General features: G+C 59.9%; 9 protein-coding genes, 2 tRNA genes and 3 rRNA genes. 3 read left to right on the forward strand and 11 right to left on the reverse strand.

What is annotated here, in order from left to right; translation table 11 throughout:
• Positions 1-249 precede the first annotated feature (249 nt).
• From ACFPPB_RS05195 to ACFPPB_RS05220, 6 genes are all read right to left on the reverse strand, one after another.
• The gene (locus ACFPPB_RS05195) at positions 250-933 is read right to left on the reverse strand and encodes a rhomboid family intramembrane serine protease (RefSeq protein WP_377325058.1); all 684 of its coding nucleotides are present in this window, start codon (positions 931-933) and stop codon (positions 250-252) included.
• A 232-nt stretch (positions 934-1,165) separates the two neighbouring features.
• Positions 1,166-1,279 (reverse strand): 5S ribosomal RNA (rrf, locus tag ACFPPB_RS05200).
• 242 nt (positions 1,280-1,521) lie between these two features.
• Positions 1,522-4,403 (reverse strand): 23S ribosomal RNA (locus ACFPPB_RS05205).
• A gap of 193 nt (positions 4,404-4,596) precedes the next feature.
• Positions 4,597-4,672 (reverse strand) — tRNA-Ala (locus ACFPPB_RS05210).
• A 19-nt stretch (positions 4,673-4,691) separates the two neighbouring features.
• Positions 4,692-4,768: transfer RNA gene (locus ACFPPB_RS05215), tRNA-Ile, on the reverse strand.
• A gap of 153 nt (positions 4,769-4,921) precedes the next feature.
• Positions 4,922-6,466: ribosomal RNA gene (locus ACFPPB_RS05220) — 16S ribosomal RNA — on the reverse strand.
• The 16S, 23S and 5S rRNA genes sit together here with 2 tRNA genes alongside, the layout of an rRNA operon.
• Positions 6,467-6,930: 464 nt before the next feature.
• Here ACFPPB_RS05220 and ACFPPB_RS05225 point away from each other — a divergent pair.
• A complete protein-coding gene (locus tag ACFPPB_RS05225) occupies positions 6,931-7,383 on the forward strand; it encodes a DUF192 domain-containing protein (RefSeq protein ID WP_377325462.1) in 453 nt (150 codons plus the stop codon).
• 219 nt (positions 7,384-7,602) lie between these two features.
• On the opposite strand, the gene ACFPPB_RS05230 is transcribed toward ACFPPB_RS05225, so the two are convergent.
• Entirely contained in the window at positions 7,603-7,803 is a 201-nt protein-coding gene (locus ACFPPB_RS05230) for a rubredoxin (protein ID WP_072762234.1), read from the reverse strand.
• Positions 7,804-7,915: 112 nt separating this feature from the next.
• Between ACFPPB_RS05230 and thiE the strand changes: the two genes are divergently transcribed.
• Positions 7,916-8,545, forward strand: coding sequence for a thiamine phosphate synthase (gene thiE / locus ACFPPB_RS05235; protein ID WP_377325060.1), 630 nt, complete (start codon positions 7,916-7,918; stop codon positions 8,543-8,545).
• A gap of 40 nt (positions 8,546-8,585) precedes the next feature.
• The gene (gene hemL / locus ACFPPB_RS05240; RefSeq protein WP_377325062.1) at positions 8,586-9,866 is read left to right on the forward strand and encodes a glutamate-1-semialdehyde 2,1-aminomutase; all 1,281 of its coding nucleotides are present in this window, start codon (positions 8,586-8,588) and stop codon (positions 9,864-9,866) included.
• A 1-nt stretch (position 9,867) separates the two neighbouring features.
• Here the strand turns inward: hemL and ACFPPB_RS05245 are convergent, their stop codons facing one another.
• The 4 genes from ACFPPB_RS05245 to ACFPPB_RS05260 all read right to left on the reverse strand — a co-directional run bounded on the left by ACFPPB_RS05245 (position 9,868) and on the right by ACFPPB_RS05260 (position 14,720).
• Positions 9,868-10,287 (reverse strand): VOC family protein, encoded by a 420-nt coding sequence (locus ACFPPB_RS05245; protein WP_377325064.1) that lies wholly within the window; start codon positions 10,285-10,287, stop codon positions 9,868-9,870.
• 33 nt (positions 10,288-10,320) lie between these two features.
• Positions 10,321-11,556 (reverse strand): acetylornithine/succinylornithine family transaminase, encoded by a 1,236-nt coding sequence (locus ACFPPB_RS05250; RefSeq protein ID WP_377325066.1) that lies wholly within the window; start codon positions 11,554-11,556, stop codon positions 10,321-10,323.
• A gap of 625 nt (positions 11,557-12,181) precedes the next feature.
• Positions 12,182-13,600, reverse strand: a complete 1,419-nt coding sequence (locus ACFPPB_RS05255; protein ID WP_377325464.1) for a sigma-54 interaction domain-containing protein — start codon at positions 13,598-13,600, stop codon at positions 12,182-12,184.
• 301 nt (positions 13,601-13,901) lie between these two features.
• Positions 13,902-14,720 (reverse strand): SDR family oxidoreductase, encoded by an 819-nt coding sequence (locus ACFPPB_RS05260; protein WP_377325068.1) that lies wholly within the window; start codon positions 14,718-14,720, stop codon positions 13,902-13,904.
• Positions 14,721-14,741: the final 21 nt, after the last annotated feature.

Consider the following 14,741-nt stretch of genomic DNA (forward strand, 5'->3'; position numbering starts at 1 on the left):
GACCTGCTTCAGCGTCGCGACGATCTGACTTTCGGTGAACTTGCTCTTGCGCATCGTGGGTCTCCTTGGGGCTAGTTTGCCCGGAGACCTCTGCTTATGCCTGGATCAAGTTTACGGGGAGTCGACAAAGGTACGGATCCCTTGCAGATATTCAACGCGGTGGCGGCGACCCCAATCGCACGCCGGCTTTTGCGCCAGTTTTCCCGTCGGCATGGTTGGAGCGCCGCCGCCTAAAAGGGGTTTTCGCGTTCAACCGCGCAGACGGCGGGCAATCGAGTCGCGCGAAACCAGCGCAAACACCAGGCCGAACAGAAAGCCGCCGATGTGTGCCCACCAGACATAGGCGCCATAGCTCGGTCCTGCGTAGCTGAACAGCAATTGCAGCAGCACCCAGATGCCGATCAGCAGGAACGCCGGCACGCGAACGAACTCCAGGTACAAGCCCAGCGGCAGTACCAGACCCAGCTTGGCTCTCGGAAACAACGCAACATACGTGCCCACAACTGCTGACACGGCACCGCTGCAACCGATAATGGGAAGGCGCACGCCCGTCAGCGACAGCGCACCGATCAAGTTCGCTACAACGCCACCGATCACGAACAGCAACAAGAACCGCAGAGAGCCCAGCGCGCGCTCGCCCGGCAATCCAAAGATCACCAGGAATAGCAGGTTGCTGAGCAGGTGCAGCCACGTGACGTGGATGAACAGCGCGGTGAACAATCGCAGCAGTGCCGTGTCGGTCAACTGCGGCAGCAGCGCCTCATGCGGGTCGAAGATGTTCGCCGGTACCGTACCCCATTCCAGCAGAAATGAAATCCGTTGCGGCGGCGGGGTCAACGCCAAGCCAACAAAGCACAGTACACAGACAGTCACCACCAGCAAGGTGGCCCAATGCCAACGAGGACGACGACGCGTTTCGACGTGAACAAACAAGAGCCGCTCCCTCAGGCGCCGACTGGACGCAGCGCACTCGTCATCATAGGCGATGACGGACAGCCCGGGTTCTTAGACGCGGCCTGCAAGAGCAAACCCCGATGAGCGTGAGGGATGTCCTGGATTGAAAGCCACCGGGCAGGCAGAGCCGTCGCGACCGTCGACCGCCGCGGGAATATCCGGACAAGAAAAAACCCCCACCGTTTCGGGTGGAGGTTTTTAGGAATAAAGCCCCTGGCGGTGACCTACTCTTGCATGGCAAAGCCACACTACCATCGGCGCATGCGCGTTTCACTTCTGAGTTCGGGATGGGATCAGGTGGTACCACGCCGCTATGGCCGCCAGGGAAGGGGTGGGAGCAGCGCGTAAGCGCCGGCTCCACATACTTTGAAGAGTCCGGCCACGGATGGCCGGTTGTTGACTCTTCCGTGAGAGGGATCTCACGTGGAATACATCGTAAACGAGTGACAAGCGTCGAGGTGAATGTGAATCGAGACGGTGTCAAGGAGATCGCTCTTTCGAGGAGTCCAGCCAAGGATGGCCGGGCTCTTCGCAGAGGGATCTGCAAACAAAGCGTCTTGGGGTTATATGGTCAAGCCTCACGGCTCATTAGTATCAGTTAGCTCAACGCATTGCTGCGCTTCCACACCTGACCTATCAACCACCTGGTCTTGATGGTGCCTTAAGGAGAGTCAAGCTCTCGGGAGATCTCATCTTGGGGCGTGCTTCCCGCTTAGATGCTTTCAGCGGTTATCACTTCCGTTCGTAGCTACCGGGCAATGCCATGGGCATGACAACCCGAACACCAGCGGAACGTCCACTCCGGTCCTCTCGTACTAGGAGCAGCCCCCCTCAAATCTCCAACGCCCACGACAGATAGGGACCGAACTGTCTCACGACGTTCTGAACCCAGCTCGCGTACCACTTTAAATGGCGAACAGCCATACCCTTGGGACCGGCTACAGCCCCAGGATGTGATGAGCCGACATCGAGGTGCCAAACACCGCCGTCGATATGAACTCTTGGGCGGTATCAGCCTGTTATCCCCGGAGTACCTTTTATCCGTTGAGCGATGGCCCTTCCATACAGAACCACCGGATCACTATGACCTACTTTCGTACCTGCTTGATCCGTCGATCTCGCAGTCAAGCACGCTTATGCCATTGCACACAGTGCGCGATGTCCGACCGCGCTGAGCGTACCTTCGTGCTCCTCCGTTACTCTTTGGGAGGAGACCGCCCCAGTCAAACTACCCACCATACACGGTCCCTGACCCGGATTACGGGTCGAGGTTAGAACGTCAAGCACTTCAGGGTGGTATTTCAAGGATGGCTCCACGCAAACTGGCGTCTGCGCTTCAAAGCCTCCCACCTATCCTACACAGAAGAACTCAACGTTCAGTGTAAAGCTATAGTAAAGGTTCACGGGGTCTTTCCGTCTTGCCGCGGGAACGCTGCATCTTCACAGCGAATTCAATTTCACTGAGTCTCGGGTGGAGACAGCGCCGCTGTCGTTACGCCATTCGTGCAGGTCGGAACTTACCCGACAAGGAATTTCGCTACCTTAGGACCGTTATAGTTACGGCCGCCGTTTACTGGGGCTTCGATCAAGAGCTTCGCCTTGCGGCTGACCCCATCAATTAACCTTCCAGCACCGGGCAGGCGTCACACCCTATACGTCCACTTTCGTGTTTGCAGAGTGCTGTGTTTTTGATAAACAGTCGCAGCGGCCAGGTTACTGCGACCCATCGACGCTCAGTCACGCACGTGACCACGCCAATGGGCGCACCTTCTCCCGAAGTTACGGTGCCATTTTGCCTAGTTCCTTCACCCGAGTTCTCTCAAGCGCCTTGGGATTCTCACCCTGCCTACCAGTGTCGGTTTACGGTACGGTTTTTCTTAAGCTGAAGCTTAGTGGCTTTTCCTGGAAGCGTGGTGTCAGTCACTTCGCCCAATAGGGCTCGTCTCGGTGCTCGGCATAAAGCATCCCGGATTTGCCTAAGATGCATGCCTACCTCCTTTCCCCGGGACAACCAACGCCCGGTAGACCTAACCTTCTCCGTCCCCACATCGCACTTAAGAAAAGTGCAGGAATATTAACCTGCTTCCCATCGACTACGCATTTCTGCCTCGCCTTAGGGGCCGACTCACCCTGCGCCGATGAACGTTGCGCGAGGAAACCTTGGGCTTTCGGCGTGGGGGCTTTTCACCCCCATTATCGTTACTCATGTCAGCATTCGCACTTCCGATACCTCCAGCAGACTTTACAATCCACCTTCACAGGCTTACGGAACGCTCCTCTACCGCGTACACATAAATGTGCACACCCCGAGCTTCGGTGCATAGCTTAGCCCCGTTAAATCTTCCGCGCAGACCGACTCGACCAGTGAGCTATTACGCTTTCTTTAAAGGGTGGCTGCTTCTAAGCCAACCTCCTGGCTGTCTATGCCTTTCCACATCGTTTTCCACTTAGCTATGACTTTGGGACCTTAGCTGCGGGTCTGGGTTGTTTCCCTTTTCACGACGGACGTTAGCACCCGCCGTGTGTCTCCCGTGTAGTACGTGTTGGTATTCGGAGTTTGCCATGGTTTGGTAAGTCGCGATGACCCCCTAGCCATAACAGTGCTCTACCCCCAACAGTATTCGCACGAGGCGCTACCTAAATAGCTTTCGAGGAGAACCAGCTATCTCCGAGTTTGTTTAGCCTTTCACTCCTATCCTCAGCTCATCCCCATCTATTGCAACAGATGTGGGTTCGGTCCTCCAGTGCGTGTTACCGCACCTTCAACCTGGCCAAGGATAGATCACTCGGTTTCGGGTCTACTGCCAGAGACTATGCGCCCTATTCAGACTCGATTTCTCTTCGCCTCCCCTATACGGTTAAGCTTGCCACTGACAGTAAGTCGCTGACCCATTATACAAAAGGTACGCAGTCACCCTTGCGGGCTTCCACTGCTTGTACGTATACGGTTTCAGGGTCTATTTCACTCCCCTCTCCGGGGTTCTTTTCGCCTTTCCCTCACGGTACTAGTTCGCTATCGGTCAGTCAGTAGTATTTAGCCTTGGAGGATGGTCCCCCCATGTTCAGACAAGGTTTCACGTGCCCCGCCTTACTCAATTTCACACAAAGTGCCCTTTCGTCGACTGGGCTATCACCATCTATGGCCGGCCTTTCCATGCCGTTTGACTAGAACACAATGTGCTTTTGGGCTAGTCCCCGTTCGCTCGTCGCTACTCAGGGAATCTCGGTTGATTTCTTTTCCTCCGGGTACTTAGATATTTCAGTTCCCCGGGTTCGCCCTGCATGGCTATGTATTCACCATGCAGTACTCCTTGCGGAGTGGGTTTCCCCATTCGGACATTGCCGGATCAAAGCTTGTTGCCAGCTCCCCGACACTTTTCGCAGGCTGCCACGTCCTTCATCGCCTCTGACTGCCAAGGCATCCACCGTATACGCTTAGTCGCTTGACCATATAACCCCAAGTCGCCTCGGGATCACACGTCCAAACCACTTCGTTACTTGCCTTAACACTTGTCTCGGTTCGGTTCGAACCAAGACGCTTGTCACTCGTTTACAAATTTTCAAAGAACATCATGCCGGCCTCAATGCCGGTTGATTTCAAAATCTTTTGTGTGCTGGTTATTTCACGCGTTCGACGATCCATGGTGGAGCCAGTCGGGATCGAACCGACGACCCCCTGCTTGCAAAGCAGGTGCTCTCCCAGCTGAGCTATGGCCCCAAGGAATACCTGGGATAACTGGTGGGTCTGGGAGGACTCGAACCACCGGCCTCACCCTTATCAGGGGTGCGCTCTAACCACCTGAGCTACAGACCCGGAACGTCGTCCAGCGCACTCCACTCGAAGCGGCTGTCATTGAAGAGTCCGGCCATGGATGGCTGGTTTTGCTCTTCGCGAAATGGATTTCGCGTGAAATACAGGTGTCTTGTGTGGACGTCTTGCGAGGAGAGCTCGCGACCGTCTTTCTCGAAAGGAGGTGATCCAGCCGCACCTTCCGATACGGCTACCTTGTTACGACTTCACCCCAGTCATGAACCACTCCGTGGTCGTCGTCCCCCTTGCGGTTAGACTAACGGCTTCTGGAGCAACTCACTCCCATGGTGTGACGGGCGGTGTGTACAAGGCCCGGGAACGTATTCACCGCGGCATAGCTGATCCGCGATTACTAGCGATTCCGACTTCACGGAGTCGAGTTGCAGACTCCGATCCGGACTGGGATCGGCTTTCTGGGATTGGCTCCACCTCGCGGTATTGCAACCCTCTGTACCGACCATTGTAGTACGTGTGTAGCCCTGGCCGTAAGGGCCATGATGACTTGACGTCATCCCCACCTTCCTCCGGTTTGTCACCGGCAGTCTCCTTAGAGTTCCCGACTTTACTCGCTGGCAACTAAGGACAAGGGTTGCGCTCGTTGCGGGACTTAACCCAACATCTCACGACACGAGCTGACGACAGCCATGCAGCACCTGTGTTCCGATTCCCGAAGGCACTCCTGCATCTCTGCTGGATTCCGGACATGTCAAGGCCAGGTAAGGTTCTTCGCGTTGCATCGAATTAAACCACATACTCCACCGCTTGTGCGGGCCCCCGTCAATTCCTTTGAGTTTCAGTCTTGCGACCGTACTCCCCAGGCGGCGAACTTAACGCGTTAGCTTCGACACTGATCTCCGAGTTGAGACCAACATCCAGTTCGCATCGTTTAGGGCGTGGACTACCAGGGTATCTAATCCTGTTTGCTCCCCACGCTTTCGTGCTTCAGCGTCAGTGTTGTCCCAGATGGCCGCCTTCGCCACTGATGTTCCTCCCGATCTCTACGCATTTCACCGCTACACCGGGAATTCCACCATCCTCTGACACACTCTAGCTAGCCAGTTTCCATCGCCATTCCCAGGTTGAGCCCGGGGATTTCACGACAGACTTAACTAACCGCCTACGCACCCTTTACGCCCAGTAATTCCGATTAACGCTTGCACCCTTCGTATTACCGCGGCTGCTGGCACGAAGTTAGCCGGTGCTTATTCCTCAGGTACCGTCAGCCCCACAAGTTATTAACCCGTGGTATTTCGTTCCTGATAAAAGTGCTTTACAACCCGAAGGCCTTCTTCACACACGCGGCATTGCTGGATCAGGCTTGCGCCCATTGTCCAATATTCCCCACTGCTGCCTCCCGTAGGAGTCTGGGCCGTGTCTCAGTCCCAGTGTGGCTGATCATCCTCTCAGACCAGCTAGCGATCGTCGCCTTGGTAGGCCATTACCCTACCAACTAGCTAATCGCACATCGGTCCGTCCAACCGCGCGAGGCCCGAAGGTCCCCCGCTTTCTCCCGTAGGACGTATGCGGTATTAGCGTAAGTTTCCCTACGTTATCCCCCACGTCTGGGTAGGTCCCGATGCATTACTCACCCGTCCGCCACTCGCCACCCATCGTATTGCTACGACCGTGCTGCCGTTCGACTTGCATGTGTTAGGCATGCCGCCAGCGTTCAATCTGAGCCAGGATCAAACTCTTCACTTAAGTTTTCGACAACCTCACCCTCGCGGGCTCGGCCATCTATCTTTCCGAAGCGTATGTCCCAACCGGATAAAACTCATTACTGACTTTTTCTCTAGTTGGACGCTTGCATTGCTTGGACAGGTCGTAACCCTCCAGCGCAAGACGTCCACACAATTCACCTGCGCACACTGTCAAAGATCAACCACTTGCCACCGATTCCTCGATCGCGTCCAGAACGTTTCGTCCTAGGTGAGCCGCCCATTCTACATCGCTTTTCCTGACCGTCAACACCTGCGAAGAAGAAATTCTCGTCGTGGTTTGTCGTGGGGCTTTCGCGAAAGCGACGTTTCGTCGAAGGGGCGAGAATCATAGCGCCGTGGCGATCTTCTGTGAAGAGGGCGCGAGGATTTTATTTGTGACGAAGGCCCGCACAACTGCGGCGCTACACTTCCCGGCCATCTATCCACACGTGATGAGCGCTCATGATGAAACGATGGCTTGTGCCGATGCTCTTCCTGCTGGCCGGTGGCACCGGCGCTGCGCCGGTGATAGCCGCGGCGCCCGCCGTGGAACTGCACGGACACCGCTTCTCGGTGGAATTCGCCACTGACGACGCCAGCCGCGAACACGGCTTGATGATGCGCACCACGCTGGCGTCCGACCACGGCATGCTGTTCGTCTTTCCCTACCAGGCCTCGCAGGGGTTCTGGATGAAGAACACGCTGATGCCGCTCGACATCCTGTATTTCAATACGGATCGTCGTCTGGTATCGATCCGGTCGAATGTGCCGCCATGCAAGGCCGATCCCTGCCCGGTCTATCCCAGCAACGCGCCCGCGCGTTACGTGCTGGAGCTGTCCGCGGGCACGGCGAATCGCATAGGCGTGCGGGTGGGCGATGAGCTGAAGATCGACGGCGACGTCGGAACGGTGCGCTGAGCGACCGGGCCGGATTTGTCCAGCAGCCCGACGCGATAAGGAATCAGATCTTCAGGACGCAGATTTTCCAATGCGTCCCAGTCGTCTTCGAACGGAATGAACTGTTGCATGGGATGCTCCTTGTATAGCGTGGCACTTGATAGTGCACAGGAACATCAGAGCAGACGGCCCGGTCATTACGGTGACGGGATCGGGCCGTTTGCGGGCAGGAATCGGCCTTCAGTCGATTTCGATCATCTCGAAATCGTCCTTGGTGGTACCGCAGTCCGGACAGGTCCAGGTTTCGGGCACATCCTCCCAGCGCGTTCCGGCGGCGATCCCTTCGTCGGGCACGCCGATGGCTTCGTCGTAGATATAGCCGCACACGACGCACATCCATTTGCGCAAGGCTGCGGGGGTTTCGGTGGAACTCTGGCTCATGGTCGGACTTCTTCGGATCGCTGTGGAGTGGCACATTCTCGCAACTCGCCCGGCAATGCGAAAGCATTGCAGCGGCGCCGGGTATCTCAATACATGCAACTGAGATCATGATTTGAATACGCTCGCCACATGGCCAGGCCGCGGCCTGTATGCCGTTACCGATGGACCGCGCACCGATTTGCTGGAGGCCGTCGCGCAGGCTCTGGCCGGCGGCGCGCGGCTACTGCAGTACCGCGACGAAAGTGGCGATGCGCCACGCCGCCATGCCGAAGCGACGGCACTCCTGCAGTTGTGCCGCACCCATGGCGTGCCCTTGATCATCGACGGGGATGTCGATCTGGCGCGGGCCATAGGTGCGCATGGCGTGCATCTGAGCGGGATCGAAGACGACATCGGCGCCGTCCGTGCCGAGCTCGGCGAGCACGCGATCATCGGTGTGTCGTGTCGCGGTTCATTGCCATGCGCTCGGGTGGCCGCCCGTGCCGGGGCAAGCTACATTTCGTTCGGCACGTTTTTTCTCTCGCCCACCAAGCCGCTGGCGCCTCGCGTTTCGATCGATCTGCTGAGGCAAAGCGCCGCGCTGGGTGTACCGCGTGTAGCGATCGGCGGCATCACGCCGGACAATGGCGGATCGCTGGTTGAAGCCGGCGCGGAATATCTGGCCGCGATCTCCGCCGTATTCCGTGCCACCGACGTACGCGCCGCCGCGCAACGCTTTACCGACATGTATTCCTCCGATTAAGAACATCCCCATTGAGAACATTCCCATTGAGAGCCGCACGATGACAAACCACGAACTCTTCCAGCGCGCCCGGCAACTGATGCCCGGCGGCGTGAATTCGCCGGTACGCGCGTTCAAATCGGTCGGCGGCGAGCCGTTCTTCACGGCACGCGCCGATGGGGCCTATCTGTGGGATGTCGAAGGTACGCGCTATATCGACTACGTCGGCTCATGGGGACCGATGATCGTCGGCCACAACCACCCGGCGGTGCGCGAGGCGGTCGAGCGGGCGGTCAAGCATGGACTGTCGTTCGGCACGCCCTGCCCGGCCGAAGTCACCATGGCCGAAACGATCATCCGGCTGATTCCGTCGATCGAGATGGTGCGCATGGTCAACTCCGGCACCGAGGCGACGATGTCGGCGATCCGGCTCGCCCGCGGCGCCACCGGACGCAGCAAGATCGTGAAGTTCGAAGGCTGCTACCACGGCCACGGCGACAGTTTCCTGGTGAAAGCCGGCTCGGGCGCACTGACTTTCGGCGTGCCGACCTCGCCGGGCGTGCCGAAAGCGAATGCCGATCTCACGCTGACCCTGCCATACAACGATATCGACGCGGCGAAAGCCTTGTTCGCCGAACAAGGCCATGACATCGCCGGGCTGATCATCGAGCCAGTCGCCGGCAACATGAACTGCATCCTGCCCGTGGACGGATATCTGCAGAGCCTGCGCGAACTGTGCACGCGGTCCGGCGCGCTGCTGATCTTCGACGAGGTGATGACCGGCTTCAGAGTCGCACTCGGCGGCGCGCAGGCGCATTACGGCGTGACGCCGGATCTGACCACGTTCGGCAAGATCATCGGCGGCGGCATGCCGGTAGGTGCTTACGGCGGCCGCCGCGATCTGATGGAGCAGATCGCACCGAGCGGTCCGATCTATCAGGCCGGCACATTGAGCGGCAATCCGGTGGCGATGGCGGCGGGCCTGGCCATGCTGGAACTGATCCAGGCTCCCGGCTTTCACGACCGGCTCGCCGCACGCACGCGTCTGCTGGCCGACGGTTTCCAGTCGGTGGCCGACGGCGAGAGCGTGGCGTTCAGTACCAATCGCGTCGGCGGCATGTTCGGCTTGTTCTTCAGCGCCGAAGAGGTCCAGACCTACGCGCAGGCTACCGCGGCGGACACCGCGCTGTTCAACCGCTTCTTCCACGGCATGCTGAAACGTGGCGTGTATCTGGCGCCATCCGCGTTCGAGGCCGGCTTCATGTCCGGCGCGCACAGCGAGCAGGACATTGCCGACACGCTGGAAGCCGCGCGCGGCGCCTTGCGCGACGCGAAAGGCTGATTCACCACTGGCCGGTATTGGGCATCGACGCCCACGGTTCGCGCGGCGGCATATGCCCGTCCTGCAGCAGCTCGATCGAGATCAGATCGGGCGAGCGCACGAATGCCATGTGGCCGTCGCGCGGCGGGCGATGGATGGTGCAACCCATCGCCTGCAGCCGGGCACAGGTCGCGTAGATGTCTTCCACGCGAAACGCCAGATGGCCGAAGTTGCGCGCCGAACCGTAGTCCTCCTGCGAACCCCAGTTCCAGGTCAGCTCGATCTCGGCTTCCGGACTGTCCGGTGCGGACAGGAACACCAGCGTGTACTTGCCCTCGGGGACCTCCGTCCGGCGCACCTCACGCAGTCCAAGACCTTCGCAGTAGAAGCGCAGCGAAGCATCCAGGTCGTGCACGCGGACCATGCTGTGCAGATATTTCATCGTGGTCGCTCCAATGGAAGGATTTTCTCCGGTTTATTCCGCGGTGAGGGCCTGCAATGCGGCGCGTAGGCGCGCAAGGCCCTCGGCCAGCTCTTCATCGGTGATGTTCAGCGGCGGCACCAGCCGCAACACGTCGGGACCGGCCTGCAGCAACAGCAGTCCATGAGCCGCCGAAGTATCGAGCATTTCGCCGGCACGGCCCTTGTATGCTTCGGCCAGCACCGCGCCGAGCATCAGGCCACGGCCTCGCACCTCGGTGAACAGGCCGAACTCCGCACCCAGCCGTATCAGTGCCGCCCGCAGCACCGCCGACTGGCGTTCCACATTCGCCAGCAGCTCCGGCGAACCCAGCTTGTGCAGCGCCACCCGGGCCACGGCCGCCGCCATCGGATTGCCGCCGAACGTGGTGCCGTGCGCGCCGTATTGCATCACTTCGGCCACTTTCGGCCCGGCCAGCATCGCGCCGATCGGAAAGCCGCAACCTAGCGCCTTGGCCAGGGTCACGATATCCGGCGTCACTTCATCCTGGGTGTGCGCGAACAGCGTGCCGGTGCGGCCCATGCCGCACTGGATTTCGTCCATCACCAGCAGCGCGTCGTGTTGATCGCACAGCTCTCGGACGCGTTTGAGAAAGCCCGGTGCAGCGGGCAGCACGCCGCCCTCGCCCTGCACCGGCTCCAGCATCGCCGCGGCAATATCGCCCGCGGCGAAGGCCTGCTCCAGTGCCGCCGCATCGTTGAAGTCCAGGTAGCGGAAGCCGGCCGGCAGCGGCTCATAGCCTTCCTGGTACTTCGGCTGCGCGGTGGCGGTGACCGTCGCCAAGGTACGGCCGTGGAACGAACCCTTGAACGTGATGATGGTGCGTTGTTCCGGTGGGCGACCTTTCGATGCCGCCCACTTGCGCACCAGCTTGATCGCCGCCTCGTTCGCCTCGGCGCCGGAATTGCACAGGAACACCCGCTCGGCAAAGCCCGAGGCGCGCACCAGTTCTTCCGCCAGCCGCAGCGGCGGCTCGGTATAGAACACGTTGCTGGCATGCCACAGCTTGTGCGCCTGCGCGGTCAGCGCCTCGAGCAGATCCGGATCCTGATGGCCTAGCGCATTGACCGCGATGCCGGCGCCGAAATCCACGTAGTCGCGGCCCTGCGTATCCCATACATGCGCGCCCTTGCCGTGATCTAGCACGAGCTCGCGCGGCCGATAGACGGATAGCCAATAAGACTTTCCCAGCTCCATCAAGGATGCGCTGGACGGCGATGGTTCGTGCATGTCTTGCTCCGGGCCTCGCCAACAGGCGACACCAGCGATGGGGATCCAAGGTGGGGATTCGGGCCGCCCTCAGCACATGGCCGGGGCGACGCACAACGCGCATCGTAAAACCTGGAGGCAGGTTTTGCACGGCTCCATGCGGCCGCGTTGTATACCAGCCGACACCTTGTATCACTTATGTTCCACACCAGCGGAAGCGCTTCACCGCGCCACTTGCCGACCCCGACCCTGGACGGCAAGCGGGTGCCCGGCTGTAACGCTGCGACAGTGCCGGCCGCGCGACAAATTGCGGAATCCGTCCCCAACCCGTGCTGTTGCTGCATTGCCTGTCATTGGCACAGACATTGCTCCCGCCTCTCGCTTGCCAGGGTCAAGGAAAGTCGCCGATGAATCCCCCCGTTTCGATCGCAATGGGCTTGTTGCAGTCGCGGCAGCTGGACAATGAAGCACCCTGCAGGCCGCCGAGCGCGGCGAACGAGGACGGTAACCCGGCATCCTGTAACCGGGCACCGCCGGAACCCCCGGCCCGTCCCCTGCGGGCCGGGGATTCCTTTGACAAGACCTATGACCTATGGCGCGAGGCTGACCCGAACGCCGCAAATCACGCATCCGCCTTCGAGATTCCCTACATACCCTGAGCCACCGCCGACTCATGGTCGTTCGCACCGTCTATCCGTCGTCCAGCACGGGACCCATCACCTTCGCGAAGCGCATCGAGCGCCACTTTGTGCTTCTTGCACAGACGATATACGGTGACCCGCGACACGTTGAGTCGTCGCGCACATTCGCTGATATTGAAATGACTTTGATGCAGGCAGTTCAGTATCGCCTCGCGCTCGGCTGAAACACGGGTCAGATCGAGGCTCGAACGTTTGGCGGATATCGCGGGCACGCTCTGAAAATCCAGGTCGGCTGCGCTGATCAGCGGGCCTTCGGCCACCACGGCGGCGCGTTGCACACGGTTGAGCAGTTCGCGCACATTGCCGGGCCATGCAAAACCGCGCAGTGCCTGCCTTGCGCCGTTGCTGAATGTACGGGCGCGGCTATGATGCCGCAGGCGGAATGCATCGAGAAAATGCTGGGCGAGCAATTCGACATCGTCTTCGCGCTCGCGCAACGCCGGCATGTGCAGTCGCAGGACGTTCAGTCGGTAATAAAGATCCTCGCGGAAATGCCCCTTCGCCACAGCTTTCTCCAGATCCACGTGCGTGGCGGCCAGTACACGCACATCCAGCTTGATCGACTGACTGGAACCTACCCGCTGCAGCGTACCCTCCTGCAGCAGACGCAACAGACTGGTCTGTGCATCGAGCGGCAGGTCACCCACCTCGTCGAGAAACACCGTGCCGCCGGCTGCCGCTTCGAAATGACCGACGCGCCGAACGTTCGCTCCGGTGAAGGAGCCACGTTCGTGACCGAACAGCTCGGACTGCACCAGATTCAACGGCAATGCCCCGCAATTGATGGCAACAAAGGGATGCTTGCAGCGGGCAGATAACCCGTGCAGTGCGCGGGCCGCCAATTCCTTGCCGCTGCCGGTCTCTCCGGTGATCAGTACCGGCAACTCCACCGGTGCGTATTTGCGCAGGCTGGCCATAGTCACGCGCATGCTCGGACTGACGGCACCGACGATACCGGGAATATCCGTATTTTCGGCCGCCTGCAGGCCGCCGTCGCCGATTCTCTTCAGCGTCTCGATCAGGCGTTTCATGTCGACCGGTTCGGTGAAGAAATCAGCACTGGCTCGGAGGATGCGCTCCACTTCCGGCGTGCTCGCCGCGGTCTCCTGCGGAACCATAGCTAGCCACGGCAGCCACGGATGATTGTCCATCAACCGCCCCACGGCCATGACTGCATCCGAATCGCTGCGCCGCAGATCGGCCATTGCAACCACGATATCGTCGCGCCGCATGCCCACACCGCCTTGCAGCTGGGCATCGCCGGTCCGTATGCACCAACCCGCTTGCGCCAGACCAGCACATTCCTCGGCGTTGGGCTTGCCAAACCAGACCACGCAACGCCTGGATGCCTGCTCACTAGTCATGACGCTGACCCCCTGCTTCCAAGGCCACTGGTGCAGTTCGAGACGACCACCTTGGCTGACGATGAATCCCTGCACTTTCGCAGCCGCATCCTGCGCCCTAGTTGCTACAAAAGCGTGATGTGCATCGCGCAATATACTCTCGCGGGGTAGGGAATAGGCGAAAACTAAGGCATACATCGTTAGCAATAACTGACGTCAAAACACGCGGTTGACGCAAAAAATCCCATGGCGCCCTTTCGCGAGAGTTTGTCGTGTCGCCGTCCCTGCCTGCCACGGGGCGCTCGTCTACACCCGGGATGTTTCAGTCCAGAAAAAGGTCCGGCAACAACGGCATGCCCGGTTGCACGGCGTAGCTGCCGAAGTCGACCACTCCCGCCTCGCGCAAGACGTTCTCGTCGATCGCGAAATGACCGGTATAGTCGTGCGCCGGACGGTTCAGGATGACGTGCGCGGCATCGGCGACGATCTCCGGCTTGCGGCAATGTTCGGCCTTCACGCCCTCGATCATGCCGATCGCGGCGGTAGCGATTACCGTACGCGGCCACAACGCGTTCACCGCGATGCCCAGCGGCGCGAACTCCGCGCTCATGCCGAGCACGCAAAGGCTCATGCCGTACTTGGCGATGGTGTAGGCAGTGTGCGGCGCAAACCATTTCGGATCGAGGTTCGGTGGCGGCGACAGCATCAGCACATGCGGATTTGCCGCCTGCTTCAGATACGGCAGGCAGCTCTGGGTCACCAGGAACGTGCCGCGCGTGTTGACCTGATGCATCAGGTCGTAGCGTTTCATCGGTGTATCGGCGGTACCGGCCAGCCAGATGGCGCTGGCGTTGTTGACCACGATGTCGATGCCGCCGAAGCGCTCGGCCGCCTGCGCGGCGGCAGCGCGCACCTGCGATTCTTCGCGAATATCCACTTGCAGCGCCAGCGCCTTGCCGCCGGCTTCTTCAACGGCCGCCGCCGCGGTATGGATGGTGCCGGGCAATTTCGGATTCGGCACGCCGCTCTTGGCCGCGATCACGATGTTGGCGCCGTCACGGGCCGCACGCAGCGCGATCGCCAGGCCGATCCCGCGCGAGGCGCCGGTGATGAACAAGGTCTTGCCGGCGAGGTTGCCCATGCGCATCGACTCCATCGCAAA

This window comes from Rhodanobacter terrae (genome assembly GCF_042657005.1).
Taxonomy (GTDB): domain Bacteria; phylum Pseudomonadota; class Gammaproteobacteria; order Xanthomonadales; family Rhodanobacteraceae; genus Rhodanobacter; species Rhodanobacter terrae.

What these genes read in the sequence shown, in the direction of transcription:
- ACFPPB_RS05225 (WP_377325462.1), top strand. Translation starts at nt 6,931, where the DNA reads ATGAAACGATGGCTTGTGCCGATGCTCTTCCTGCTGGCCGGTGGCACC.
- ACFPPB_RS05230 (WP_072762234.1), bottom strand. Translation starts at nt 7,803, where the DNA reads ATGAGCCAGAGTTCCACCGAAACCCCCGCAGCCTTGCGCAAATGGATG.
- hemL (WP_377325062.1), top strand. Translation starts at nt 8,586, where the DNA reads ATGACAAACCACGAACTCTTCCAGCGCGCCCGGCAACTGATGCCCGGC.
- ACFPPB_RS05245 (WP_377325064.1), bottom strand. Translation starts at nt 10,287, where the DNA reads ATGAAATATCTGCACAGCATGGTCCGCGTGCACGACCTGGATGCTTCG.
- ACFPPB_RS05250 (WP_377325066.1), bottom strand. Translation starts at nt 11,556, where the DNA reads ATGCACGAACCATCGCCGTCCAGCGCATCCTTGATGGAGCTGGGAAAG.
- ACFPPB_RS05255 (WP_377325464.1), bottom strand. Translation starts at nt 13,600, where the DNA reads ATGACTAGTGAGCAGGCATCCAGGCGTTGCGTGGTCTGGTTTGGCAAG.
- ACFPPB_RS05260 (WP_377325068.1), bottom strand. Translation starts at nt 14,720, where the DNA reads ATGGGCAACCTCGCCGGCAAGACCTTGTTCATCACCGGCGCCTCGCGC.